The 26,379-nt window shown below is 55.7% G+C and carries 22 protein-coding genes; 4 read left to right on the forward strand and 18 right to left on the reverse strand.

Annotation, left to right across the window (positions count from 1 at the left end; genetic code table 11):
• Positions 1–7: 7 nt before the first annotated feature.
• The 7 genes from tap to ACWHWP_RS14450 all read right to left on the reverse strand — a co-directional run bounded on the left by tap (position 8) and on the right by ACWHWP_RS14450 (position 8,630).
• Positions 8–1,609 (reverse strand): methyl-accepting chemotaxis protein IV, encoded by a 1,602-nt coding sequence (tap, locus tag ACWHWP_RS14420; protein ID WP_059312731.1) that lies wholly within the window; start codon positions 1,607–1,609, stop codon positions 8–10.
• Between the two features lie 44 nt (positions 1,610–1,653).
• Positions 1,654–3,321: a methyl-accepting chemotaxis protein II gene (gene tar / locus ACWHWP_RS14425; protein ID WP_059312730.1), complete on the reverse strand. Its 1,668-nt coding sequence runs from the start codon at positions 3,319–3,321 to the stop codon at positions 1,654–1,656.
• 84 nt (positions 3,322–3,405) lie between these two features.
• Positions 3,406–4,368 carry a Csu type fimbrial protein gene (locus tag ACWHWP_RS14430; RefSeq protein ID WP_059312729.1) on the reverse strand — a complete coding sequence of 321 codons (963 nt, stop codon included), beginning with the start codon at positions 4,366–4,368 and terminating at the stop codon, positions 3,406–3,408.
• A complete protein-coding gene (locus ACWHWP_RS14435; RefSeq protein ID WP_447855881.1) occupies positions 4,365–6,749 on the reverse strand; it encodes a fimbria/pilus outer membrane usher protein in 2,385 nt (794 codons plus the stop codon). The genes ACWHWP_RS14430 and ACWHWP_RS14435 overlap by 4 nt, the downstream gene beginning before the upstream one ends.
• Positions 6,725–7,480, reverse strand: coding sequence for a fimbrial biogenesis chaperone (locus tag ACWHWP_RS14440; RefSeq protein ID WP_447855882.1), 756 nt, complete (start codon positions 7,478–7,480; stop codon positions 6,725–6,727). The genes ACWHWP_RS14435 and ACWHWP_RS14440 overlap by 25 nt, the downstream gene beginning before the upstream one ends.
• A 16-nt stretch (positions 7,481–7,496) precedes the next feature.
• Positions 7,497–8,045, reverse strand: a complete 549-nt coding sequence (locus ACWHWP_RS14445) for a Csu type fimbrial protein (protein ID WP_063431894.1) — start codon at positions 8,043–8,045, stop codon at positions 7,497–7,499.
• 12 nt (positions 8,046–8,057) lie between these two features.
• Positions 8,058–8,630: a spore coat protein U domain-containing protein gene (locus ACWHWP_RS14450; RefSeq protein ID WP_047345954.1), complete on the reverse strand. Its 573-nt coding sequence runs from the start codon at positions 8,628–8,630 to the stop codon at positions 8,058–8,060.
• Between the two features lie 430 nt (positions 8,631–9,060).
• Here ACWHWP_RS14450 and ACWHWP_RS14455 point away from each other — a divergent pair, with 430 nt between their 5' ends.
• Complete coding sequence (locus tag ACWHWP_RS14455; protein WP_063957579.1) at positions 9,061–10,320, forward strand: dicarboxylate/amino acid:cation symporter; 1,260 nt, start codon at positions 9,061–9,063, stop codon at positions 10,318–10,320.
• A 179-nt stretch (positions 10,321–10,499) separates the two neighbouring features.
• Here the strand turns inward: ACWHWP_RS14455 and cheW are convergent, their stop codons facing one another.
• The 6 genes from cheW to flhD all read right to left on the reverse strand — a co-directional run bounded on the left by cheW (position 10,500) and on the right by flhD (position 15,932).
• On the reverse strand, positions 10,500–11,003 hold the full coding sequence (cheW, locus tag ACWHWP_RS14460; RefSeq protein WP_008500420.1) for a chemotaxis protein CheW: 504 nt from the start codon (positions 11,001–11,003) through the stop codon (positions 10,500–10,502).
• Positions 11,004–11,022: 19 nt separating this feature from the next.
• Positions 11,023–13,059 carry a chemotaxis protein CheA gene (gene cheA / locus ACWHWP_RS14465; RefSeq protein ID WP_059312724.1) on the reverse strand — a complete coding sequence of 679 codons (2,037 nt, stop codon included), beginning with the start codon at positions 13,057–13,059 and terminating at the stop codon, positions 11,023–11,025.
• Between the two features lie 4 nt (positions 13,060–13,063).
• Positions 13,064–13,993, reverse strand: coding sequence for a flagellar motor protein MotB (gene motB, locus ACWHWP_RS14470; protein ID WP_047345957.1), 930 nt, complete (start codon positions 13,991–13,993; stop codon positions 13,064–13,066).
• Positions 13,990–14,877 carry a flagellar motor stator protein MotA gene (gene motA / locus ACWHWP_RS14475; RefSeq protein ID WP_008500417.1) on the reverse strand — a complete coding sequence of 296 codons (888 nt, stop codon included), beginning with the start codon at positions 14,875–14,877 and terminating at the stop codon, positions 13,990–13,992. The genes motB and motA overlap by 4 nt, the downstream gene beginning before the upstream one ends.
• Positions 14,878–15,000: 123 nt before the next feature.
• The gene (gene flhC / locus ACWHWP_RS14480; protein WP_013096051.1) at positions 15,001–15,579 is read right to left on the reverse strand and encodes a flagellar transcriptional regulator FlhC; all 579 of its coding nucleotides are present in this window, start codon (positions 15,577–15,579) and stop codon (positions 15,001–15,003) included.
• A 2-nt stretch (positions 15,580–15,581) separates the two neighbouring features.
• Positions 15,582–15,932, reverse strand: coding sequence for a flagellar transcriptional regulator FlhD (gene flhD / locus ACWHWP_RS14485; protein ID WP_023336137.1), 351 nt, complete (start codon positions 15,930–15,932; stop codon positions 15,582–15,584).
• A gap of 794 nt (positions 15,933–16,726) precedes the next feature.
• Between flhD and uspC the strand changes: the two genes are divergently transcribed.
• Positions 16,727–17,155: a universal stress protein UspC gene (gene uspC, locus ACWHWP_RS14490; protein ID WP_447855883.1), complete on the forward strand. Its 429-nt coding sequence runs from the start codon at positions 16,727–16,729 to the stop codon at positions 17,153–17,155.
• Between the two features lie 15 nt (positions 17,156–17,170).
• Here the strand turns inward: uspC and otsA are convergent, their stop codons facing one another.
• From otsA to araF, 5 genes are all read right to left on the reverse strand, one after another.
• The gene (gene otsA, locus ACWHWP_RS14495; RefSeq protein ID WP_447855884.1) at positions 17,171–18,595 is read right to left on the reverse strand and encodes an alpha,alpha-trehalose-phosphate synthase; all 1,425 of its coding nucleotides are present in this window, start codon (positions 18,593–18,595) and stop codon (positions 17,171–17,173) included.
• Complete coding sequence (gene otsB / locus ACWHWP_RS14500; protein ID WP_447855885.1) at positions 18,570–19,373, reverse strand: trehalose-phosphatase; 804 nt, start codon at positions 19,371–19,373, stop codon at positions 18,570–18,572. Before otsB ends, otsA begins: the two co-directional genes overlap by 26 nt.
• Positions 19,374–19,550: 177 nt before the next feature.
• Positions 19,551–20,537, reverse strand: coding sequence for an L-arabinose ABC transporter permease AraH (gene araH, locus ACWHWP_RS14505; protein WP_023336141.1), 987 nt, complete (start codon positions 20,535–20,537; stop codon positions 19,551–19,553).
• Positions 20,538–20,551: 14 nt separating this feature from the next.
• Positions 20,552–22,066 carry an L-arabinose ABC transporter ATP-binding protein AraG gene (araG, locus tag ACWHWP_RS14510; protein ID WP_447855886.1) on the reverse strand — a complete coding sequence of 505 codons (1,515 nt, stop codon included), beginning with the start codon at positions 22,064–22,066 and terminating at the stop codon, positions 20,552–20,554.
• Between the two features lie 71 nt (positions 22,067–22,137).
• On the reverse strand, positions 22,138–23,127 hold the full coding sequence (gene araF / locus ACWHWP_RS14515; protein WP_008500409.1) for an arabinose ABC transporter substrate-binding protein AraF: 990 nt from the start codon (positions 23,125–23,127) through the stop codon (positions 22,138–22,140).
• A gap of 789 nt (positions 23,128–23,916) precedes the next feature.
• Between araF and ACWHWP_RS14520 the strand changes: the two genes are divergently transcribed.
• Together ACWHWP_RS14520 and ACWHWP_RS14525 are read left to right on the forward strand one after the other, a co-directional pair.
• A complete protein-coding gene (locus ACWHWP_RS14520; protein WP_059312719.1) occupies positions 23,917–24,420 on the forward strand; it encodes a non-heme ferritin-like protein in 504 nt (167 codons plus the stop codon).
• A gap of 590 nt (positions 24,421–25,010) precedes the next feature.
• Positions 25,011–26,354: an anaerobic C4-dicarboxylate transporter gene (locus ACWHWP_RS14525; RefSeq protein WP_059312430.1), complete on the forward strand. Its 1,344-nt coding sequence runs from the start codon at positions 25,011–25,013 to the stop codon at positions 26,352–26,354.
• Positions 26,355–26,379: the final 25 nt, after the last annotated feature.

Below are 26,379 nucleotides of genomic sequence, written 5' to 3' on the forward strand. Positions count from 1 at the left end.
ATTACATTCAGGATACAACTGGCACGGCCTGCGACCGCCCGACTTCTGTTACTGCTTCAACGTGCTCTTTCACATTAAATACCGCGACCAGCCCGGTCAGACGATCCGCCTGGCTGGCCAGCTGATCGGTTGCCGCTGCCGCTTCCTCGACCAGCGAGGCGTTTTGTTGCGTGACCTGATCCATCTGGCTGACAGCCTGGGCAACCTGCTCAATGCCGCGACGCTGTTCGTCCGACGCAGAGGCAATTTCGCCCATGATGTCGTTTACCCGCGTGACGGAGGTGACAATCTCGTTCATCGTTTTCGCCGCCGTGTCCACCAGCGTTGAGCCCTGCTGGACGCGCGAAACCGACTCTTCAATCAGCACCTTAATTTCTTTTGCCGCGTTGGCGCTGCGGCTGGCCAGGTTACGCACTTCACCCGCCACCACCGCAAACCCGCGCCCCTGCTCCCCGGCACGCGCCGCTTCAACCGCGGCGTTCAGCGCCAGAATATTGGTCTGGAACGCGATACCGTCAATCACGCTGATGATGTCACCAATTTTCTGCGAGCTGGTGGCAATCTCCTGCATAGTGCTGGCGACGTGAGAGGCCTGATCGCCGCCCTTCTTCGCCGTCATCGCCGCCTGTTTTGACAGGTCAGACGCCTGACGCGCATTATCGGCGTTCTGGCTTACCGTCGCGGTCAGCTGCTCCATGCTGGCCGCCGTCTGCGCCAGCGAGGCCGCCTGTTGCTCGGTGCGGGATGAAAGATCGTTATTACCTGCCGCAATCTCTGAGATCCCGGTGTGCATGGCATAGCTGCCCTGACGCACGTCGGATACCGTCTCCCTGAGCGATCCCTGCATCGCCTTCAGGCTGGCAAAGATCGCCGAAATTTCGTTCCTGCCGAACACCGCCACCGGTCGCGCCAGGTCCCCCTTCGCAATGCTGTCGAAATGGCTGCTGACGATCGCCAGCGGCTGCACAATCATTCTGCGCGACCAGAGCAGCGACCCGCCGGTCAGCAACCCTGCCAGAATCACAACCGCGGCAAAGATGACGCCGGACATGTGATAGCTTTTACGGCTGTCTTCACCGGCACGCTGAACGGTCTGGTTAATATTCTGCTGCCACGCGTTAAAGCTGCCGTCAAACGCTGCCTGAGAGGCCTGAACCGGCGCGGTCATAAAGTCCGACAGCTGGTTGTTCTCAAGCCAGGTCGCCTGGTGGTCCAGATCGCCGTACCACTGGTCAAAGTTCGTCTTCATGGCGGCCTTCAGCGCTTTCTCTTTCTCGCTGTCGGCGGCCTGCGCCGTAAAGGCCTTAAACTGTGCGTCTGCCTGTTTCAGGCTGTCGCGCGCGGTCGCCATCAGCGCTTTAATGTCATCCGGCGGATAGCTCAGGGCGGTTAAGGTTCCCGCCTTGTTCAGCGCGGTGCTTGCCTGCAACAGCACGGCACGCGTTTGTGCCAGTGCGGAGCGCTGCTGGTTACTCGCCTCAACTTCCTGCAAATTCTGATAGCCATCGCGAAACGCCCAAAAAGACAACCCGTTACTGCCAACCTGCAACACACCGCAAAGGATCAGAATCAAAAACAGTGTGGTCGAGATACGAATACGATTTAACATCCACGCTCCCATCAAGCGGCAAGCAGCCGCGGTTTAATTGTCAGTCAAAATGTTTCCCAGTTTTCATCTTGTCCGGTCGTCGCGGTACGCGTACGGTTGGCAGCCGATTCAACGGCTGGCGCGCGATACGTCGCCTGCGGGGCGACCGTGTTTCCAGCGAGTGAAGCGAGACGAAACGCCGAGACGGCCATCTTCAGACGGCTCGCCTGGTCTTCCAGGGCAGCGGCCGCCGCGGCGGACTCCTGCACCAGGGCGGCGTTTTGCTGTGTCACGCGATCCATTTCCGATACCGCCAGGGCAACCTGGTCGATACCACGACTCTGCTCATCGGACGCAGAGGCGATTTCACCCATGATGTCCGTCACGCGAGTAACGGCATTCACGATGTCATTCATGGTCTCCCCGGCGCTTTCCACCAGCACGGAGCCGGTATCCACGCGGGAGACGGAATCTTCAATCAGCGACTTGATCTCTTTTGCCGCGTTGGCGCTGCGGCTGGCCAGGTTACGCACTTCCCCGGCCACTACGGCAAACCCGCGACCCTGTTCGCCCGCGCGCGCCGCTTCCACGGCGGCGTTCAGCGCCAGAATGTTGGTCTGAAAAGCTATGCCGTCGATCACGCTGATGATGTCGGCAATTTTCTTCGAGCTGTCGGCGATTTCGTGCATGGTTTTGACCACGCCATCCACCACGCGACCACCGCGCTGCGCCGTCTCGGAGGCACTTTCCGCCAGCTGAGACGCCTGGCGGGCGTTATCGGCGTTCTGCTTCACGGTTGCGGTGAGCTGCTCCATGCTGGCGGCCGTCTCTTCCAGGGCGGACGCCTGCTGTTCGGTGCGGGAAGAGAGATCGTTATTCCCCATTGCGATTTCGCTGGTGCCGGTATAGATCGCCTCTGACCCGTTACGCACGTTGGCGACGGTCTCAATAAGCGAACGCTGCATATGGTCAACGCTGTTTGCCAGCTCGGTGATCTCATTGCGCCCGGAAACGGTCAGCGTTTTGGTCAGGTCACCGCCGGCAATTTCACGAATGTGGGCAATCACGCGGCCGAGAGGATTCAGCAGGATATGGCGAATGCCGTACCATACCGCAACCAGCACGATGACCAGCGCCAGCGCCAGTACCGCCATCTGCCATTTCGCAAAACGGTAGTCATTCTGGCTTTCCGTAAAGGCCGAGTGATACAGGTCACCGCTGGCCTTCGCGTATTCCCCAAGCGCCGCGCCGAGGGCGTTTTGCATCCCTTGCGTCGGCTGCGCGAAATAGGCGTCCATGTTGCCGCTCTCCAGGAACTGAATCAGCTCCGTCAGACCGGCATGGTAGGCGCTGTATTTTTCATCAATATTCTGGCTCACCTGCTCCATGGCAGGCTGCGGCGTAATCTTTTTGAAGGCGTCGTAGTGTTTAGCGGCGTCAGCGAGGGTGGCGCGGGCATTTTTCAACAGATCGGTTTTCGCGCTGCTCTGCTGATTGTTGGGGTCCATCATCATGCGCGCGGACGAGCGGCTCAGGTTGATACGCGTTTGCAGCATCAGATCCCACGTCGACGTGAGTTCACTCTGCTGCAGGCGGAGATCGTTCGAGGCCGCGAAGCTGTCCTGGTTCTGTTTCAATGACGAGAAAAAAAGCCCGCCGGAAATGAGCTGAAGAAGTGCGAAAATGACCAGCACCATCATGAGCATTGTGACAACGCGGATACGGTTCAACATACAACACCTTCTCATAGATTTATTAACGGTGTTATCGGCACTGCCCACAGGAACTTTACATTTGAGAAAGGGAAAAGCGCGGGGTTAAAACGCCACGTCGACAATCAGCGTGTCGGTGTAGGTGCCGGCGGGGGGCGTGGCCTGACTGGTCAGGACTTTTGCGGTGTAGTTGTAGGTGCGCAGTAAACCGTCCGTGCTGACCTGCGACGACGTCGCGCTGGTCCAGCGCTCGGTGCCGCTGCCGCCCCAGCGGTTAGTCGTGGCTTCTTTATAGATGTCGTAGCTCATATAGTTGCTGCCGCTCACCATCCGCCGCACGTTGTTCAGCGCGTTAGCACCATTATTAATGCCGATGGTATAAGTACTGCCTTTGGTACAGGTAACAGCAATCGCCTGCGAGACGGTCGGGAAACTTTGCACCAGCGGCGCGCTGTTAAAGTTCACGTCCGGGGTGGTCATCGCGCTGCAGTCGTTGGTAACGGTCATGTTAAGCAGAATAGTGGTCGTTGCAGTTCCCGTCTGGGGATTCGTACACAGGCTTCCCACGCCTAACGCGCAGACGCTGTAGTTGATGCTGAACGTCAACAGTACCTGGTAAGGCCCGGCGGTGACGTTTTGCCCGGCGACGGTGCGAAAATAGAGCGGAATGTTGTACTGCTTTGACCCCAGCAATCCCAGCAGAGTGTTTCCGCTCCAGGTATACGATTTACTTATCTGCACCTCGCTGCTGCTCGCGCAGCCCGATAATCCGCACAGTCGGGTGGGGATAACGTCCGCGATGGCCGCATTATCCGTACGTTTCATGGTCGCGCGACTGCTGCCCGACACCGATGCCGCGGTGTAGTTCAGCGTCACCGAGTCGTTGGTCAGAACGTTGAGCACGGTATCACACGCCACCACCAGCGTGCCGGTCGTTTCCACCTCTCCGGTTCCGCTGAGCGCGAACGACGTGACGCTGCCAAACGACGCATTGACCGTACTGACGGTACATGCCGCCCAGCCGCCGCCGGAGAACAGCAGCAGCACCCACAGCAGCAGGCGCCTCATGGCCCCTCCCGACAAACCAGCGGACCGTAGGTTTCCAGTCTGTGCTCCGGGTTTGCCCCCACGCTCAGGGTGGTCGTGCAGCGCTTCCCGTCAGGCGTTATTACCTCAAGCGGGTTCACATCGCTGAGATTTTCCAGCCAGGCGATGCCGTCATACCCCACCACCGCATTGCTGCGCGAGGTCCTGCGCACCTGGCTGCCCACCGGAATCGCCTGTCCGCGCGCATCATGCAGGATGACGCTGGCGACCCGCTCCTGCTCCATCGGGAAATCAACCAGGTAACCGCTGTGGCGGCGGATCGCAATGCGCCGTTCGGTCTCTTTCAGCTGGGTATCCGCCGGCAGATTCAGGGTATCAATCCGGTAGCTTGCCGGGTAATAGGCCGAGACCCCGCTGACCAGCAGGTAACCGTTGCGGTTTGTTTTCCCGACGGGCTGGTTCTCATAGCTGACGGGCACATCCGGATGGCCGTCGGTACTAATGACCACAAACGCATCGTTGATCTTGTTTGCTGCAAACAGCTCGCCGTCCATCAGCACAACGGAACCCATCGCCTCGCCCCACCAGGTCATCATGTCCCTTTCGCCATAGGCGCCGCCCTGCAGCTCAACGTTGTTGTTGCGCCAGCCCAGCGTGCCCTGCTGATAATCACTGGCTCTCGACTGGTTGGCCCACGCCATGTTCCAGCTAAACCCGCCGTCTGAGGGCATAGAGTGGTTGTAGTTGATCCGCTGGGTACTGCCTGCGTCCGGGGTGTTTTCAACGGTGAAGGCAGCGCTGTCGCGCGCGCCCAGCGGGACCTGCAGCGACAGCGCGACCGTCCAGTCTCCCCGCTGCTGGTCCCGGCTGCCAGCAAGGTAAATACTGCTTGCCCCCCACAGGTTGCGGCTCCATGAGAGGTTCAGCAGCTCCGTTTTTTGACTGTCAAAGCTCTCAACGCCAATCCAGGCCGCGCCAATGTTGCCGTACTGTCCCAGATTGAAGGTCAGAGAATACTGGTCCGTATTGCGGCTAAAGCTGGCGATGGGTTTGTCGTTTTCGTCATAGACCGTCGGCTGATCGTAGAGAGCGAGGTTGCCAAAACCGCGGCCGCGGCGCGTGTGCTGGGTCGCGACGCTAAACTCGCTGGTGCTGTACTGGTAACCCCAGCTGATTTGCCCGCCCGTATCCCCGCGCATGCGGCTTTGCGAGTAGGCGGTATTCACCACGCCAAGCTGCCCGAGTTTTATTACCGTCCCTGCCCCGCCCAGCGCCAGCTCCTGCGCCCCCTCCGCGTGGCCCTCCAGCGTCAGCCAGTCCGTTACCCCGTAGCGATACGAGCCGCTGCCGGCCGCCGAGCCGTAGTCGAAATTCTTAATGCCGTAATTGCGCCGCAGGCTGCCCAGGGTCACGGCGCCGTCGCTCAGTCCTTGTTTAAGCAAATCACTGGTGACGTAAAACGGCAGCGTGGTGCTCACCTGGCGCCCCAGCGCATCGGTGGTCACCAGCACCGCATTTCCGGCGCCGTTAATATAGGGCAGATTGGTCAGGGTGAAGGGGCCCGGCTGAAGCTGGGTTGAGCCGGAGCGATAGCCGTTGATAAAGAGATCGACCGAGGTGGGTACCGCGGCTTCCCCCGAGAACTCGGGCAGCGGCCACGTCACCAGATCGGGGCGCAGGGAAAAATCCCGCCCGACGCTTACCCCGCCCATCCGCACGCTGGAGCTCCAGCTCAGGGCATCGGAGATCACGTCCCCCACGCTCCAGCTCATTGCGTCCTCTTCATTCGTGTACAGCAGGGTCGTGTCGTAGCGGACATACCCTTCCTGCTGGCCGTGGTTACCGGTGAAATTTTCCCGGGCATAGCCCGTAGAGGAAAACGAGCCGTTCTCATTGAAGTAGCGGAATTCGTGCCAGAGCGAGGCCTGACCGCCGATATGCTCCGTGTGGTTGGTGTAGAAATCGTAATTCAGCAGCGCGCCGCGTCCGAAGTGCGGTTTAGTCTGCGCCGTTTGGGCGCTGAAGGGAGTCGCGCGGGCGGTGACCCAGTCGCGGGGAACGGTCAGCAGCAGGCGCTGCGCGGCGCTGTCGTACTCTACCCGCACCCGGGCAAGCGAGGAGAGATTGACCTCTCCGGTTGGCACATGCTCCGGGGGCAGCCCCGCGCGCAGTAAATCGGCGCTGGAGATAAAGAAAGCGCCTTTACGCTGCGTCACCGGCACGACCAGGCCGGTATCGTAGTGGTTCAGCACGAGCGCAAGCTGGAACACCGCCTCGTCGTTTATCGCCTGCGCCTGGGGAGGGGGCGGTAAACTGTCGTCGCCGGGCTCAGCCCAGGCCGCGGAAGTGACGCAAAGCAGGATCATCATCGCCGGCTTCAGTTGACGGGGGTCGACTGCCATTGTGCATCCCTGGCATTAATCTGCGCGCTCATCCGCTCTGGCTGACGAACGCCAGCGGGTATTGGCCAGCTGCGGGTGCTGCCCGGGAGCACGTAACCCAGCAATCCCTCCGCGACCGTGCGTTTCTGCCCACCCTGCTCCAGCGCCACCTGGCTCAGCCTGACGTGGACATCACCCCGGTTTCGGACCTCCAGCGCAGGTTGTCCACCCGCCTGCGTCACCCGCCAGCTCAGGTTTTGGGTCTCCGCCAGCGCGTGATGCGCGCCCTCTTTTATTGTCGGAATCCCCTGCCCATAAACGAACAGAGGAATGGAGTAACGCATCTGTAATTTGAGGCCGATGGTGGGTTCGGCTTTGGCATCCGGCTGGGGGATTTCATCCACAATAATGCGGTAGGCTTGCTCAACGCCTGCGGGAACCGTAGCCTGTTTAATAAGACGAATAAGCTGCTTACTGCCTGTGCCAATCGTGACGATGGGCGGGCTGGCCACCACGTCCTGCTGCGCGGTATAACGCTCGTGCCCGTCCTCCTGCTTCCAGCGCACAATGCGCACCTGCATCGTCGCCGCGCTGTTTCCCTGGTTCTGGATCCACAGTTCCGTGGCTTTGGCGTCTGCCGAAAGCCACGGATCGATAGGCCAGAGCAGAATGGTGGCTGCCGCCTGCGCCTGGCCGGCTGCCGCCATTCCCAACGCGCCCGCCAGACATAGAGGTCTGAAAAACGGCTTCATCGGCACTCTCCCTTTATTACCATGACAAGGTCACAGTGAGCTGATCGGAATACGTCCCTGCCGGGCTAAACCCGGTCAGTAGCGCCACGCCAAAAAGCGGCAGCGCGATGTTATTGCTGTTGGTATAAGTCACCGGTATTGCCTGGTTGACGCCAATTTCGCTGTTCGCGGCCAGCGAGCTGCTGCTGTAGAGCCGGTAACTCACCAGGTCGGCACCGTCCGTGCGCTTCATGCGGCGAACGGATGCATAATTTTGACCGCCGTTAATGCTCATGCTCAGCGCCACGCCTGGCGTACAGGCGATGGATAAGGCCCCGTTTGGTACAAAGCTGGTGCTTACCGGTGCGGTTTCGACGCCGTTATGGCTGCCAAAATCCAGCGTACCGAGCATCCCCCCGCTGCCGGTGGCCACCGCGCATCCCGGTACAATGGTCGCGCTCACTTTGAAGGACTGTGACGTCACCGCGCCGGCCGAGGACGTCATCAGCAATCCGACCACCAGCGCGAAAAAAGGCTGCACGTGTCCCTCTGCGCTTTTGCGCAGACTCGTTATAAATGCCTTCATGGCACTGCCGGACTAATAGGTTACGCTGACGTTTATCGTGTCGGTGTAGGTTCCCGGTACGACCGCTACGCTGTTACCGCCGCCGGTAATACGTCCGTAGAGCGTGTAACTATCGACGCCTCCCGCCGTAGACGCGACAGGCAACGCGGCATTGTTGGCAACAACGTTGTTAAACCCGCTGTCGCTGTAAAGGCTGTATGCCACGCCCTGTGCCGCATTGGCGGTGTTGATCAGATAACGTGCTGGCGTTCCCGGCGTGCCGACAACGGTACCGGGTGCCGTGGAGTTGGTGTTGCCGGTAATCGCCACCGTATAGCTGGCGGTCGTACATTGAATAGTGAAGGTGTTTCCGCCGCTGGCACCGGTTAACTGCGTGGTCAGGGTGGAAAACGTGGCGGGATGGGTGCCGAAATTAAGCGTCCCGAAGTTAATGCCGTTTTGCGTGGGCGATCCGTTTATCAGACAACCGTTGGTCAGCGTCAGCGTCGCGCCGATAGTGCCGCTGCTGGTGACGGCCAGCGCCTGCGGGGCTGTTGTCGCCGTCAGTAAAGTTCCTGTGCAGATCACAAGAAGTATTCTTTTCATTTTGCCACCCTCCAGAAGACGTCGCCGTTCCCTTGCCACATTTTATTTCGGCCGTTCAAGATGTTAGCCCCGCTTAACATTCCTCTGAGGGGGTTATTGAGAATTTAGTTTACGGATATCGCTTCGACCACCTGCCCCATGATGTATAAGGAATATGTCTTATTGACTCAATTTTTATATAGATAACAGAAGGTTAAATGCATTCAGCCAGGGATTTTATTGTATACGCAGAGAATATATCCATTGAAGTGTGATCGCGATCACAATATATCGTCGACGTATAAACAACAAAATTAATAAAAATTAAAAAGGAGTTGTAACCCCCTACACTTTGCGTCAATTTATGTGCCGAATAATTTCCCGCATCGTAATAAAAAATTTATATGTATCGATGCGAGTGGCAACCGAAGCGCATAGAGGGTCTTTTTTCGTGGCAAGTGCAAACAAACTCACACTCTTCATCGTGATATTCATGCTGGCGGGTATTCTTTCAGGGGCAGCAATTCATGAGTATGCATCTGCGGATGCCATCAAAGCCTGGTCGGATAATATTACCCTTCTGACCGATATTTTCCTTCGTCTGATCAAAATGGTCATTGCACCACTGGTCTTCAGCACGCTCACCGTCGGCATCATGAAGCTGGGCGAAACCTCCACCATTGGCCGCGTGGGGGGCAAAGCGATGGTGTGGTTTATCAGCTCTTCCGTGCTCTCGATTCTGGTCGGCCTGTTTATCGTCACCCTGGAGCACCCGGGCAGCGGTCTGAACCTGACAATCCCAACCGAGGCGGTCGATACCGGTCTGGCCGTTGGGGGCATGACGCTGAAAGCGTTCCTGTCCCACACCATTCCAACCAGCATCGCAGGGGCGATGTCGAACAATGAGATCCTGCAGATTGTGGTGTTCTCGATGTTCTTTGGCATCGGCGGCGCATCGCTGGGTCAGAAATTCAACGCACCGCTGGTAGCCGCGCTGGACGTGGTTTCCCATATCATGCTGAAGGTGACGGGTTACGTAATGTACGTTGCGCCGCTGGCCATTTTCGCGGCGATTTCGTCCGTGATTGCCACTCAGGGTCTCGGCATTCTGCTGAACTATGCCTCCTTTATTGGCGGCTACTACGTTGCCATTGTTCTCACCTGCATGGTGCTGCTGGCCGTGGGTTACATGGTGTTGAAAAAAGAGGTGTTTCGCCTGGTCAGCATGCTGAAAGACCCGGTACTGGTGGCGTTTACCACCAGCAGTTCAGAAGCGGCCTATCCAAAAACGCTGGAGCAGCTGGAGCGTTTTGGCTGTTCGCGCAACATCGCCTCTTTCGTTCTGCCGATTGGCTACTCCTTCAACCTGGTGGGGTCGATGGTGTACTGCTCTTTCGCCTCGATGTTTATCGCGCAGGCGTACAATATTCACCTGAGCTTCTCTGAGGTGACGGTTCTGATGCTGACCCTGATGCTGGCCTCCAAAGGGATTGCGGGCGTACCGCGCTCCTCGCTGGTGGTGCTGGCCGCAACGATCCCGAGCTTTAACATTCCGGTAGCCGGCATTCTGCTGCTGATGGGGATCGACCACTTCCTGGATATGGGCCGCTCTGCGATTAACGTGCTGGGGAACGGGATTGCGACCGCGATGCTGTCGCAAAATGAAGGCGCGCGTGAAGCGGAAGCTGAGCTGGTGAAGCAGGAAGCGTAAGTAAAAAAGCCGGGTGGCGGCTTCGCCTTACCCGGCCTACAAATGGCTCGAACACGTAGGCCGGGTAAGCGTTATGATGTAAAAAAGGGTGAGGCCTGATGCCCTCACCCCAGCCCTCTCCCACGGGGAGAGGGTGCAAACACAAAAAACGGCAACCTGGGTTGCCGTTTTGCATTTACCTACGCTACGTGGCTCGCCGCGATATCCAGCAGCGCCATCTCGTCGCTGTTCAGCAGCTTCTCAATGTTCACCAGAATCAGCATACGCTCGCCGAGCGCGCCCAGACCGGTCAGATATTCGGTCGACAGCGTGACCGCAAATTCCGGTGCAGGACGGATTTGATCGGACGTCAGAGAAAGCACGTCAGAGACGCCATCCACCACAATACCCACCACGCGTTGACCCAGGTTCAGGACGATCACCACGGTGTTGTCGTTGTAGTCAACGTCGCCCTGGCTGAACTTCACGCGCAGATCGACGATAGGCACAATAACGCCGCGCAGGTTGGTGACGCCTTTAATAAAAGCAGGCGTGTTGGCGATGCGGGTAACCTGGTCATAACCACGGATTTCCTGCACTTTCAGGATATCGATGCCGTACTCCTCATCGCCCAAAGTGAATACCAGGAATTCCTGCCCTGATGGCTCGCCCGCCAGTTTCGTTACGTTACTCATACCGGTCATGTTTTTACCTTCTACTTAATCAGGCGGCTGTGTACGCCACACGTTGTTCACGATTTAATCCCTGAAGCGCCGACACGTCGACGATCAGCGCCACGCTACCATCACCCAGAATGGTGGCGGCAGAAATACCCGGCACTTTGCGGTAGTTGCTTTCGAGGTTCTTCACAACAACCTGGTGCTGACCAATCAGCTGATCGACCAGCAGCGCGTAGCGGCGGCCCGCACTTTGCAGGATCACAACGATACCCTGCGTGGCCTCCGTCTTCGCCCCGTCCACCTCGAACACTTTCCACAGCTCCACCAGCGGCAGGTACTCGCCGCGCACTTCGAGAACGCGCTCACCGCCCGCCAGCGGATGCAGATCTTCCTCACGCGGCTGCAGGGATTCCATCACCGCGTTCAGCGGCAGGATAAAGACTTCGTCCGCCACCTTCACCGACATGCCGTCCAGAATCGCCAGCGTCAGCGGCAGCAGGATGCGAATGGTAGTGCCGGAACCCTGTTTAGACTTGATCTCAACGTGGCCGCCCATCTCCTGGATGTTACGTTTCACCACGTCCATGCCCACGCCGCGGCCGGACACGTCGGTCACCTGCTCTGCGGTTGAGAAGCCCGGCGCGAAGATCAGCATGCCCACTTCTTCGTCGGTCATGTTTTCATTGACCGCCATCCCCTGCGAAATCGCTTTTGCCAGGATGCGCTCGCGGTTAAGGCCCGCGCCGTCATCGGTCACTTCGATGCAGATGTTCCCGCCCTGGTGTTCCGCAGAGAGGATCAGATTCCCGACCGGGGATTTTCCAGCGGCAATGCGGTTTTCCGGCAGTTCGATACCGTGGTCGAGGCTGTTACGCACCAGGTGCGTTAACGGGTCGATAATGCGCTCGATCAGGCTCTTATCCAGCTCCGTTGAGCTGCCCATCAGGGTCAGTTCAATCTGTTTATTCAGCTTGCTGGCGAGATCGCGAACCAGGCGCGGGAAGCGGCTGAAGACATATTCCATCGGCATCATACGGATGGACATGACCGATTCCTGCAGATCGCGGGCATTACGCTGCAGCTGACCCATGCTGGTAATCAGGTCGCCATGGGTGACCGGGTCCAGTTCGTTAGAACGCTGGGCCAGCATGGACTGCGTGATGACCAGTTCACCCACCAGGTTAATCAGCTGGTCAACCTTCTCAACCGCAACGCGGATGCTGGTTGACTCGCTGGCGCGCGCGGCAGGTTTTTCACCACGGCCCGGCGCGGCCGCCTCTTTTGGCACCGCTTTTAACGCCGGAGCCGCAGGGGCAACGGCCGGTACCGCAGCCTGAGCGACGACCGCCACCGCTTCCTCAGCCGCCGGGGCTTCAACCGCGGCGGTTTCGGTCTCAAAAGCAATCTGGTCGGCTTCAATCACAAAGCACAGCACCGCCACGATATCGTCCTGGCCAATACCGCCATCAAGCGTCGCGGCAAGGCTGTCTTTGCCTTTGACCACGTTGCTTAACGTCGCCAGGTTACCCAGCTCGTCTTCCAGCAGGTTAACTTCACTCTCTTTCAGGCGTGACAGCACAACGCGCAATTTGCCCGCCGGTGCGTCGGCAGGGGCTGACTCCTGCGCGGCAACCGCATCGACAACGCTCAGTTTTGCGGCCGGAACCACGGCTGCGGCAACTTCACCTTTGGCTTCCAGCGCGAGCTGGCGCAGCGCGTTGCAGATGTATTCAAAGCTGGCGGCGTCAGGCTCTGCCGAACTTTTATAGGCGTCGAGCTGTTCCTGCATAATATCTTTGGTTTCCAAAAACAGGTTGATAATGTCGGTATTGAGCTGCATCTCACCGCGTCGTGCTTCATCAAGCAGGTTTTCCATTAAATGGGTTGTTTCCTGCAGGATGGTAAATCCAAACGTTCCGGCCCCGCCCTTAATGGAATGCGCCGCACGGAAGATGGCATTGAGCTGCTCGGAGTCCGGTGCTTCGGGCACCAAATCGAGTAAGTGTTGCTCCATATCGGCCAACAATTCGTCGGCTTCATCAAAGAATGTCTGGTAAAAATCGCTAATATCCATGCTCACGCTATCACCTCGGATTGGCTGGTGGCGATGTTGGAACGGCAGCCGAAGGAACGGCCCCAGGCTGTTTTAAATCGTCCAGTGACTCATTCTGACTTTCGGCGTTTTCATGCAGGATGGCCTGCTCCGCCTGCTGGTTCAGCACTAAAAGACTGATACGACGGTTGATGGCGTCATCCGGCCCGCGGTCGGAGACGCGCATGGTTGCTGCCATGCCGACCACGCGCAGTACCTTGCCATCATCAAGCCCACCTACCACCAGCTCGCGGCGCGAGGCGTTGGCACGATCGGCAGAAAGCTCCCAGTTGCTGTATCCCTTCTCCCCACTGGCGTACGGGAAATCATCCGTGTGTCCTGACAGGCTGACCCGGTTAGGAATGCCGTTCAGCACCGGGGCAATGGCGCGCAGAATATCGCGCATGTACGGTTCAACTTCCGCACTCCCGGTTTTAAACATCGGGCGGTTCTGGCTATCAATAATCTGAATACGTAACCCTTCCTGCACCAGATCGATTTTCAGGTGCGGGCGCAATGCGCGCAGCTTCGGATCGGCTTCAATCAACTGATCGAGATCGCCGCGCAGTTTCTTCAGGCGCGCCTGTTCCATCTTTCTTTTCAGCTCGTCGATGTTCGGCTCTTTTTTCACCTCACCCTTCTGCTGGGTGTAATCATCGCCCCCACCGGGGATCGGGCTGTCGCTGTTAGAGATACGCGGCCCACCGGACACCGCCGTCGCCAGCGGCGTTCGGAAATATTCGGCAATCTGGATCAGCTCTTTTGGGCTGGAGATGGAGATCAGCCACATCACCAGAAAGAACGCCATCATTGCGGTCATAAAGTCGGCGTAGGCAATTTTCCACGAGCCGTGAGCGCCATGCCCACCGCCCTTGTGCTTGCGTTTTTTTACGATGACGATCGGATGGGACTGGTTTTTCATGCGTCCTCAGTTGTCGTCTGTTGGTTTGGGTTTTTCACCGCGCGCACGTGTTCTTCAAGTTCGATAAACGACGGACGCTCGCTGGAGTAAAGCGTTTTACGGCCAAACTCAACCGCGATCGGTGGCGCGTAACCGTTGAGGTTAGAGAGCAGCGTGATCTTCACGCACTGCATCATTTTGGTGGTTTCCGCGCTCTTCTGGCGCAGCACGCTTGCCAGCGGAGAGATAAAGCCGTACGCCAGCAAAATACCGAGGAAGGTGCCCACCATCGCATGGGCAATCAGCGCACCCAGCTCGGCTGCCGGACGGTCTGCCGAAGCCAGGGCGTGAACCACCCCCATGACCGCAGCAACGATACCGAATGCCGGGAGGGAATCGCCCACCAGCGCCAGGCTGTTGGCTGGCACTTCGGATTCGCTTTCGTGGGTTTCGATCTCTTCGTCCATCAGCGCTTCGATTTCGAAGGTATTCATGTTGCCGCTGATGATCAGTCGCAGATAATCGACGATGAAGTCCAGCATCATGGCATCGGCAAGAATGCGCGGATAGCTGGCAAAAATTTCGCTCTCTTTAGGGTTTTCAATATCCCGTTCAAGAGAGAACATCCCCTGCTGACGCGACTTCGCCATCAGGCGATAGAGCAGTGCCAGCAGATCCATATACATGCTTTTGGTGTATTTCGAACGACGGAACAGCAGTGGAATAGCTTTCAGCGTCCCCTTGATCGATTTACCGTTGTTGCCAACGATAAAAGCCCCTACCCCTGCACCGCCGATGATAATAAGTTCAGCCGGTTGATAGAGTGCTCCAAGGTGCCCGCCGGTCATCATGTAACCGCCGAAAACTGTACCGAGAACTACCAGGTAACCTAATAAGATAAGCACGACATCATCCTTCCGCTAGTGACTATGGCAAGGACGTCCAGCTCGCAGCGTTTACCGTTTGTGGGGTAAAAAAAAGCAGCGGTAATTGCTTACCGCTGCTGGAATCTTGCCCACACGTTCGGGTTAAACAGCTTGTTCGATCTGTTCATCCAGCAGTTGTGGAATAATATCGGCAGCATCCCGGGAAAGTTTACGTCTTTTTACTGCGCGGGATGGAGGCTGACATAAACTACAGGCGAAGCTGCCTGCAGGCTGGTGAGCATGGGTGATGAAATTGCCATCGCAACAGTTGCAGCGCGACAGTTCAAGCATTCCGCTCTCAACAAAACGCACCAGCGTCCATGCGCGGGTCAGCGCCAGCAGAGGACCTTCTTCCTGCTGTGGGCATTGTTCAAGGTAAAGTTTGTACGCTTTGATCACGGCGTCAACGCCGCTACACAAACCGGTTTTGAGAAGATACTGCCAGGCATTACAGAACATGGAAGCGTGAATATTCTGCTCCCACGTCATAAACCAGTCGGTAGAAAACGGCAGCATGCCTTTCGGCGGGGGACTACCACGTAACTCTTTATACAGTTTGATGAGACGGCCACGGCTCAACTGAGTCTCGCTTTCCAGCATTTGTAAACGAGCACCCAGCGTAATCAGCTCCATGGCCAGCTGTATGTCACGCGCTTCCTGAACAATGCTTTTCTCGCTCATTGCTAGGCCCTTTTCTTACGGGCTGCGTCATCAGGCTGGCTGATTTCGTTAAGCAAGCGGGTGGAGAGAAGAATTCCGGTATGGATCTGTTGAAGATCGTCAACACGGGAGTCCTGCGTCAGACGCGTTATTGTCTGCGAATCGTCGAAACGGAACTGGCAAACCAGTTGATTCGTTTCAGCCAGTTTAACCATCTGCGGGAGGGTTAAACCACCCAGCATGGTTGCCATTTCTTCGTTAATACCCAGACGAAACATCGCGGACGCCTTGTCCTGACTAATTAAACGCTGCGCGAGCAGTAAATACGACAAATTGATGTCATAGATATGTTTTAGCAACTCGGATGTATGCATTGTTCCCATCCCGAATAACCAACTATTATTTTTATGCGGAAAGACCGCACCCCGTGATGTCGCCGGGAAATCACCCGGTATAAAAAAGAAAAGGCTAAATGCATAGTTGAATTTAGGTTTGTATTCACTGAAACACGTAAAGATGAAACGCGAGCGCGTCTCTTACATGATTTATCATTTCTTACAAATAACTAAGATTTTTCCTAATTCGACGCAAACTCTACTCGTCAGTTTTGCCACATACAATCCAGCCATCCTCAAATTTAAAAAAAATGTGATCCACGTCACACAATTTAAGTGAATATCATCCATAAATCCATCAGTATGACTTGTAATTTGTTTATTATTTAACCAATCAGCACTGTTTTGTATTCTTAGTTGACGAATACTCATGCGAAAAGGCGATCCGAACTGGCACGTAACGTGCTTTTGCCGTCTTAAGCGATGCGCGGAAACATTCACATCAAGTACCTCTCCTGGAAACATTTTTCTTACCGTGAAAAAACATATAGTTATGCAGGTAGCACAAAAAAGATGTTTCAGTTCGTAATCATTCGAAATGATTTTGTTACGTGTCAAAATCATTTAATGGTGAAAGCGGGAATTTGTGTGATTTACGTTAAGTTGTTAATTTTTTTCATTTAGGCGCATTTTTCAGTTATTCTTCTTATAAGAATAATTAATGAATAATTATGATAAGCTTCACACTAATGTCGTAATCCGCTCTTGCAGAACCGGGCAAATCGCGGTAATGGTGATCAAACGCTGTCTGTCAGACACCTAAGGAGTGCGCCATGAGTTACTCCCATATCCTTGTTTCTGTTGCAGTTTCCCCCGAAAGCCATCAACTCGTTGCCCGGGCCGTTTCCATTGCCAGGCCCCACAATGCCCGCATCAGCCTCATCACTCTCGCGGCCGAGCCAGAAATGTATAATCAGCTGGCAGCCCCGATGCTGGAGGATATTCGTGAGGTTCTTCAGGAGGAAACACAGCAATTTCTGCGAGAGTTAGCTGAAAAGGCGCAATATCCGGTTTCGGAAACCGTTATTGCGACGGGAGAACTCAACGCCCATATTCTCGATATGTGTCGTAAGCACCAAATTGATTTAGTGATATGTGGGAATCATAACCACAGCTTTTTATCGCGCGCGGCCTGCGCGGCAAAATCTATTGTCGCGTCAAGCCAGGTTGATGTGCTGTTAGTGCCGCTTGGGGGGCGTTAACCCCCCAGGGGAATATCAGGCTAGTTTAGGAAAGGTCGCGATCTTTTTTTGCAGATCGCCTTCGTGGCTTTGCGGGGCGATATCCCGAAGATCCTCAATAAAGCGCGCCTGCCAGCGATTAATATCGTTCTCGCGGATCGTTTCCATCATTTCAGCATGACGGGAAATACGCTCCGTGAGCGGCATTGTCAGGGCACGATTCAGCGCGTTAGCCACGTCATCCCGATCGTAAGGGTTAACGATAAGCGCCGACGTGAGTTCATTCGCGGCACCGGCAAACTGGGAAAGCACCAGAACGCCCGGATCGGCAGGGTCCTGGGCCGCCACATACTCTTTCGCGACCAGGTTCATCCCGTCACGCAGCGGCGTAACCAGGCCAACGTCCGCATAGCGGAAGACCTTCATCAGGATCTTACGGTCAAAGTGCTGGTTCAGGTAAAAGAGCGGCGTCCAGCCCAGCTGGCCGTAGCGCCCATTGATGCGCCCTGCTTCGGTCTCCAGCTGATGGCGAATATCCTGATAGGCCTGAACCTCACCGCGCGACGTTGGCGCTATCTGGGTATAGCGAATCTTGCCGTGATGCTGCGGGTATTTATCCAGCAGCGTCTCATACGCCAGGAAGCGTTCCGGCAGCCCTTTAGAATAATCAAGACGCTCTACCGAGAAGATATTTTTCACGTGCTTGAGTTCATTCTTAAGCTGCGCCAGCTTAGGCGGCAGCGGGCCGGAGGCCTGCTCGGCGATTTCGTCGGGTTCAATGCCTATCGGATACACTTCAGTGTGGAAGGTTTTCCCCCACGCCGTATGGGTTTTCCCGCCTTTGGTGACCAGACGCGTTTTACCAGACACGGAGTCAAGGAACGCGAGGCGGTCATTCTCGGTCTGGAAGCCCAGCAAATCGTAATCACACAGCGCCTCCAGCAGCTCTTCGTGCGGCGGCAATGCGGTAAAGATTTCCGGCGTCGGGAACGGGATGTGCAGGAAGAATCCAATCCGGTTATTTACCCCCCTTTTCCGCAGCTCTCTGGCAAACGGCAGCAGGTGGTAATCGTGGATCCATAAAATATCGTCTTCTTCGATTAAAGGCAGCAGTTTATCCGCCAGCAGCGCGTTCACGCGCGAATAGCCTTCGAACGATTCCCGCTGGAATTTGACCAGGTCAAGACGATAGTGGAATGCGGGCCACAGGACGGCATTGGAGAACTGCGAGTAGTACTCGTCATAGTCTTTCTCTTTCAATGCAAATGAAGCCCACGTAATATTTCCGCGCGTCACTTTTTTGAGCGGTTTCTCTTCCTCACTGATTTCTCCACTCCAGCCAAACCACAGCCCGCCAGCGGCTTTTAAGGCACCTAACACCCCTACCGCCAGGCCACCCGCGCTGGCTTTTTTATCATCCGGCGGTGCGATTCGGTTAGAGACGACGACTAAGCGACCCATAATGGTTTCCCCCTTTGCTTTGCGCTATTTGTTGTTGTTGCTGGTTAGCGATGTCAGATATCCATTGCCAGACGCTGGCGACATCCGCCAGCCGCCATTCGGCTACGGTGTCACCAGGCCCCACCTTGACGGCGATCCCTCCGGCCTGATTCACCACGCGAAACCCGGCCTCGTCGGTCAGGTCATCCCCAATGAAAACGGGCGTCCGCCCTTTGAAAGGCGGTGTCGCCATAAACGCGGCAATGGCCGCGCCTTTATTAATCCCTTTCGGCTTTAACTCCACCACGCATTTGCCGGGCTGCAAGGCCAGCTGTGGGTGTGTATCCGCAACCGCCTGAGCCAGCGCAAGCACGGCCTCTTCATGCTGTGGTGCCTGACGATAGTGCAGCGCAAAGGCCATGCCTTTGGCTTCCAGCTCGGTGCCCGGCAGTTCGGCCAGCGCAGCAGAGAGCTGCTTCTGCAGCATTTGCGTGAGTGCGTCGGGGAGTGAAACGATATGCGTGTGATCATGGATGTCGCGGCGCTCCGCTCCGTGTACACCGGCCAGCGGAAAGTGGTAAGGACTGGCGAGCATGTCCAGCTCGGCCATTGAGCGCCCTGATATCAATGCCAGTGCTCCCTCATTCATAAGCGAGAGCTGATGCAAATCCTGTAACACCGCATCCGGAATAGACACCTGATCGGGGTGCGGTTTTATCCCGGCGAGCGTGCCGTCGAGATCAAAAAAGAAAGCATAGTGTCCGGGCAGTACAGGCGGTGCGGTTAACAAGTCAGCCACCCTATTCCTCCTTACGGTTTACTGAGAGGTAAACGCCTTTACCTCTTTCATAGCCATGTAAGTATAGACAGTGTGACGTCGCTCGCCATTTGACAACCGCCCCGCCAGTTTTACTGGCGGGGCGGTTAAGGGGTCAACTAAGGTTATTAGTTGAGCAATAAAAGAGAGGGATTAAAGTTAAACCGTACGCTTCGCTTTTTGCTTGTAACGGTCGAAAATCACGGCTGCGAGCAGGATCAGGCCGCGAACCACGTACTGAGAGAACGGCGAAATATTCAGCAGGTTCATGGCGTTCTCTACCGTCCCTAAAATCAGGATACCGGCCACCACATATGAGATTTTTCCGATGCCGCCCTTGAGGGAAACGCCCCCTAAAACGCAGGCCGAAATGACAATCAGCTCATAACCGATGGAGGTCATTGGCTGGCCGCTGGTCATACGCGAAGCCAGAATAATCCCCGCGGCGGCAGAAACCAGTCCTGAGAGCACAAAGATAATAATCTTGGTTCGCACGACCGGCACGCCGGCCAGACGAGCGGCCTCTTCATTACCGCCAATCGCCAGCGTGTTGCGGCCAAAGGTGGTCCGGTTCAGCAGGAAGCCGAACAGGATCAGGCAGGCCACGGTCAGCCAGATAGGCGCAGGCAGGCCCAGCCAGTTGGCGTAACCCAGGGTAAAGAAGCGCTCGTCTTCAATCCCCACCGCTTTACCGTCGGAGATGATATAGGCCAGCCCGCGGACGATTTGCATCGTCGCAAGCGTGGTGATCAGGGCGTTAATCTTCAGGCGAGCGATAACAAAACCGTTCACCAGACCGCTGATGACGCCGAGTAACAGACCGGCCAGGACGCCAATCCACAGGCTCTCGGTCATATTGATCACCACTGCCGTCGTGACGCCCGCGCAGGCAATTACCGACGCCACCGACAGGTCAAAATCGCCGGAGGCCAGGCAGAACAGCATTCCGCAGGCCACCATCCCGGACATGGAAATGGCCAACCCCAGCCCCTTCATATTAATGAAGGTGGCAAAATTCGGGACAAAGATCGCACAGGCGAGGAAGAGTGCGGCAAAGACCACCAGCATGCCGTACTGATCCCAGATACGCCCAAAACTCAACGCCGACTTCGACTTCGGCACTCCGGATGTAGTAACAGAGGACATCATTAACTCCTTACTCAGGCGACAGCCTGGCTGACTTTAGGCATGGCGAGATTCAACGCCTGTTGTTCATTCGCCTGTTCATGAAGCAATTCACCGGCAATTTCACCTTCACGCATCACCACAATGCGGTCGGCCACGCCAAGCACCTCCGGCAGATCGCTGGAGGCGAAGAGCACCGCTACGCCGCGTTTTGCCAGCTCGTAGATCACGTTATAAATCTCGTGTTTTGCCCCCACATCAATGCCGCGCGTCGGCTCGTCCAGCAAAATGACCTTCATATCCTCTGACAGCCAGCGGCCCAAAATGGCCTTCTGCTGGTTGCCGCCGGAAAGATTCATGATCAGCTGTTCCGGTCCCGGCGTTTTGATATTCAGTGAACGAATATGGTGGTCGGCGTTGCTCGACTCCCAGCTATCGTTTATCAGGCAGCCTGCATGAATAAACTTGCGGCGGGCGGAAATATTGATGTTGTCGCGCACCGAGTGCACCGGAATGATCCCCTCGGCTTTCCGGTCTTCCGGGCAGAGCATCATCCCCGCCCTGATCGCGTGGGCCGGTTTCTGGATATCTACCCGCTCGCCGTCAATGGAGACCTGCCCCTCGGTAATGCGGGTACCGCCGAACAGGCCTTTCATTAATTCGCTGCGTCCCGCGCCCACCAGGCCAAACAGTCCGACAATTTCGCCGCTGCGCACGGATAACGACACAGGCGTACGTACGCCCGGCGCTTTGACGCTGTCCAGACGCAGGCGTTCTGGCCCGTACGCCCGCGGCTGCCAGTGATAAATATCACCGAGCTCGCGCCCGACCATCGCCTGAACAAGCTGGTCGTGGTTAACCTGCGTCATGTCGGTAAAGGTGCGCACATAGCGGCCATCTTTAAACACGGTGATGGCGTCGCTCAGGGCAAATATCTCTTCCATACGGTGTGATACATACAAAATCGTACGGCCTTCCTGACGCAGCTCGCGGATCACGCGGAACAGATTGTCGATTTCACGCGCGGAGAGCGAACTGGTGGGCTCATCGAAGGCAATCACTCTGGCGTTACGCGCCAGCGCCTTGGCAATTTCAACCATCTGCCACTGGCCGATGGAGAGATATTTCAGCGGCGTCTGGGGATCGACGTCCAGACCCAGGTGTTTTAGCTGCAGCCCCGCTTCATAATTAAGTAGCGAACGATTCACCACGCCGCCTTTGTGCGGAAGCTGCCCTAAATAGATGTTTTCCGCCACGGTCATCTCAGGGATAAGGTGCAGCTCCTGATAGATAATGGCTACCCCGGCATTGAGCGCCGCCGTGGTATCGGCAAAGGCCATCTCTTCGCCGCGAATAGCGAGCGTGCCGGTCGTGGGCGCGTAGTTGCCGCTGAGGATTTTTAACAGCGTGGATTTTCCCGCACCGTTTTCCCCCATCAGGGCGTGAACCTGGCCGGCATAGCAGTCGAAGCTGATATCGGTCAGCGCGTTAACACCGGGGAAGGTTTTCCCGATGCCGCGAAAAGAGAGATACGGATCAGACTGTCGCATAACGTCTCCGTGATTCCTGTAGTGTGTACGTCTGGCCCCTCACGATGCGTGAGGGGCACAATCACAGCGTATTACTTACCGCCCAGTCCTTTTTTCGCCAGCTCCTCTTTGAAGTTGTCGCGGGTGATCAGCACCACGTCGGTCACTTCGGTAAATTTCGGCGGTTCCGCCCCTTTGGTCACCCAGTTGTAGAGCATCTCGCTGGATTTGTAGCCGTGAACGTCCGGGCTTGGCAGCAGAGAGCCGTAGAAGCCAGTGGCCTGCGCTTTGGACAGCTCGCTGACGGCGTCAACGCCGTTGATGCCGATCCCGATGACGTCAGGCGCTTTGAAGCCCTGGCCTTCCGTCGCGCGTACTCCGCCCAGCACGGTGTTGTCGTTCATGCCGACCACCAGCCAGTGTTTCACCTCCGGATGCTGAACCAGCATGGAGTTTGCGGCGTCAAAAGCGCCCGGGATATCGTTAGACTTGGTTGGGACTTTGTAGATCTGTTTTTCCGGGAAGCCGGCCGCTTTCAGCGCGTCCATTGAACCGGTAGTACGACGGCGTGCGGTGTCCAGCTCATCCGCGGTGATGGCCATAACCGCAGTTTCTTTGACATCCCAGCCGCGCTTTTGCATCTCTTTATAGAGTTCCTGGCCCTGGCGTTCGCCGATTTTGGTCGCCGCCATCATCACCAGCGGAACGCTGTCCATTGGCTTGCCTTTGGCGTTCACGAACTGATCGTCAACGGCAATGACTTTCATGTCGTAACCGCGGGCTTTCGCCGCGATGGCCGAACCGAGCTTTGGATCCGGAGTACAGATAACGAAACCTTTCGCACCGCTGGCCGCCAGGCTGTCGATGGCGTTCAGGGTTTTCTCACCGTCAGGCACGGCGATTTTAATCACTTCAAAACCTAAATCTTTCCCGGCTTTATCAGCGAATTTCCACTCGGTCTGGAACCAGGGTTCTTCGGGCTGTTTTACCAAAAAACCGAGTTTTAAATTCTCAGCGATAGCGGATTGTGACATAACGGCAGCCAGACCGATGGCCGCCAGCGCTTTAGTAAATTTGTGCATGGTAAACTCCAGCTTTAGCATTCTTTTCTGTAGGGAATATTTGCGTGCTTCTAATTTAATCGGACTTAAAACAAGGTATTAGCGCTTACCTCGTCATAAGCGTTATTGCTGGTGATAGTTTTAGCGGGAAATTAATCATCCATAAGAGAGCCCCATCACACCGCAGAATTACAGTAATTGCGTACATAAATTCAGCGAAAAATGACATAAAAAAGGCAGGATTTGTCTGACAAATAAAAAGAGGTTAAGCAGAATTATCCATAAGATTAGCTAAGAAATCCCTGATGCCCTGCGGCGGGCAAAATGGCACCCATTCCTAAAAAGCATTGAGCAGGTGTTTCATCACGAAAGCATAACGAACCTGAAAAACCGTTATTTCGCAGAAATTGATTTAGCGCAAATTTACTAAAACATCATATATTCAAATTAATAAATGCGTATTTCTCTTTTTCACCGAGGATTATTCCACCTAAATAATTCTGAAAGAGTAACAATATACACACCCAATGAAAAACATTAGTTATCAAAGAATTAAGAAATACTTAATTCATGGCGAGCTAATTGCATTTCTGTACTATATTAAACTTTGTAATGTATGGTAAACACAGCCTAATTAAGAGTTTTCTTAGACCACAGACAAGGGTATGCTTATTTATATCGAACACAGGAAGTGTATTTCGGTCGACTTAGGTCACTGCAGGAATTGTATTTCTGCCTTTTTCTTCGCATTTGCCTGGTGCTCAGGTTAAGCAACGGACATCACGTCCCACAGTCAATAAGGATATGAGTATGGCTACCCAAACGATGATGCAAAAACTTAACGCGCAGATGAACCTTGAGTTCTACGCCTCGAATCTGCACCTTCACTTAAGCGCATGGTGCGCCGAGAATAGCCTTACGGGCTCTGCCACATTCTTTCGCTCTCAGGCGCAAAGTAACGTCACTCACATGATGCGCGTCTTTAACTTCCTTAAGGCCTCAGGAGCAAATCCTGTCGTTAAAGCCCTTGATGGAATTAATGAAAGCTACTCCTCTCTGGAAGAGCTGTTCCAGAAAACGCTTGAAGAGTATGAACAACGCTGCAGCACGCTCAGCAAACTGGCCGATGAAGCCAGAGCGCAGCAGGACATGACCACCCTCACGTTCTTACGTGATATGGACAAAGAGCAGCAGCAGGACGGCATGCTGCTGAAGACGCTGGCGGATGAGATTCATCATGCGCAGCAGGCGGGTTTATGCCCTGAGCAAACCGACCGTCATCTGCTCGACATTGTGGCGGTGCAACACCACTGAGTTTTTAATCTGCTCCAACCGGGCTGAGGGTTTCCCAGAAATTTATTAATCTGAAGCGATGAACTTTGTATCAGGCAAGTGAATAACTTACAGCGATGACCTGGACCGGCTGTAAATCGCCGAAGCGTTTCCGTAGGGCCGGGGCGAGGCGCAGGGATGCGCCGAGAGGGCGTGGCCTGCAGGGATGCAGGCTCATGCCCGACCCGATAGCCTGAAGGAATAAGCTGAGGGCACCGCGAAGCGGCGATTTACCGCCGGAAGCCCGGGTCGCCAGGGTGGTGGCGATTGAGCCACCCTGGCACGTTCACAGGTCATGTCGTTACAGAGTAGCAACGAACATAAAGTGAACGGAATGACCACCAGAGCCGTATGTTCCCCCTCACCCCAGCCCTCTCCCTCAAGGGCGAGGGGGCCGTCTGAGCAGGCATTATTTTATGGGGATCCCTCAGCCCACCGGAGGCTGGACTCCCTTTCCTATCTCCAACCTCCTGCTTTTGCTGAAATTTAACAAATCAGATCTTGCTCCCAATGATTAACCCTACAACGTGTAATGATTTATTTAATTACATAATCATTGACGAGGGAGCATCATGATCACCATTGAGTTTGTTGTCATTCTCCTCTGCCTGCTGACGGGTACACGTTTCGGCGGGATGGGGCTTGGGTTAATAAGCGGTATTGGTCTTTTTATTTTATGTTTTGTCTTTGGCCTGCAGCCAGGCAAGCCGCCGGTCGACGTTATGCTGACTATTCTCGCGGTGATTGGCTGCGCGGCTACCCTGCAAACGGCGGGCGGCCTCAACGTCATGATGCAGTTTGCCGAACGTCTGCTGCGCAAACACCCGCAGCACATCACCCTGCTCGCCCCGTTCACCACCTGGATGCTGACCTTCCTGTGCGGGACAGGGCACGTGGTGTACACCATGTTCCCCATCATTGCAGATATCGCGCTGAAAAAAGGGATCCGCCCGGAGCGCCCAATGGCCGTGGCATCGGTGGCATCGCAGATGGCGATTACGGCCTCCCCCGTTTCCGTTGCCGTCGTGTCGCTGGTCTCCATCCTGGCGGCCCAGCATGGGATCGGTCACGCGTGGGGGATACTTGAAATACTCGCCGTGTCGGTTCCCGCTTCACTGTTCGGCGTGGCCATTGCGGCCCTGTGGAGCTTGCGCCGCGGAAAAGACCTGGCTGACGACACAGAGTTTCAGGAAAAGCTGAAAGATCCAAAGCAGCGCGAGTTTATCTATGGCGGAACGGAGACGTTAATGGATCAACGCTTCCCAAAACAGGCCTACTGGTCCACGTGGATTTTCTTTGCCGGTATTGCCGTGGTCGTTCTGCTGGGGGCATTTCCTGAACTGCGCCCCGCCTTTGAACTGAAAGGCAAAATGACGGCGCTGTCGATGAACCTTGTCATCCAGATGATGATGCTGATTGCGGGCGCCGTGATGCTGATGGCCTGCAGGGTCAATGCGTCCGCGATTTCTAACGGCGCGGTATTCAAGGCTGGAATGGTCGCGATCTTCTCGGTGTTCGGCGTGGCGTGGATGAGCGATACCTTTTTCCAGGCGCATCTCGACGAGCTAAAGCTGGCGCTGGAAGGCGTGGTGAAAAGCCACCCGTGGACGTATGCGATTGTCCTGTTTCTGGTGTCTAAACTGGTGAACAGCCAGGCGGCTGCGCTGACGGCCGTTGCGCCGATGGGCCTTATGCTGGGTATCGATCCGAAAATGCTGATCGCCTTTTTCCCGGCCTCATACGGCTATTTTGTCCTGCCGACCTATCCGAGCGATTTGGCCTGCATCGGCTTTGACCGTTCAGGCACCACCCGCATCGGCAAATTTATCATCAACCACAGCTTTATTTTGCCGGGGCTGATTGGGGTAAGCTGCGCGTGCGCGGCGAGCTACCTGCTGGTCCAGACGTTCTTTTAGCGGCATCAACGGGCGACACGTGCCG

It is taken from the genome of Enterobacter sp. WI-ESBL-E8 (assembly GCF_053364895.1).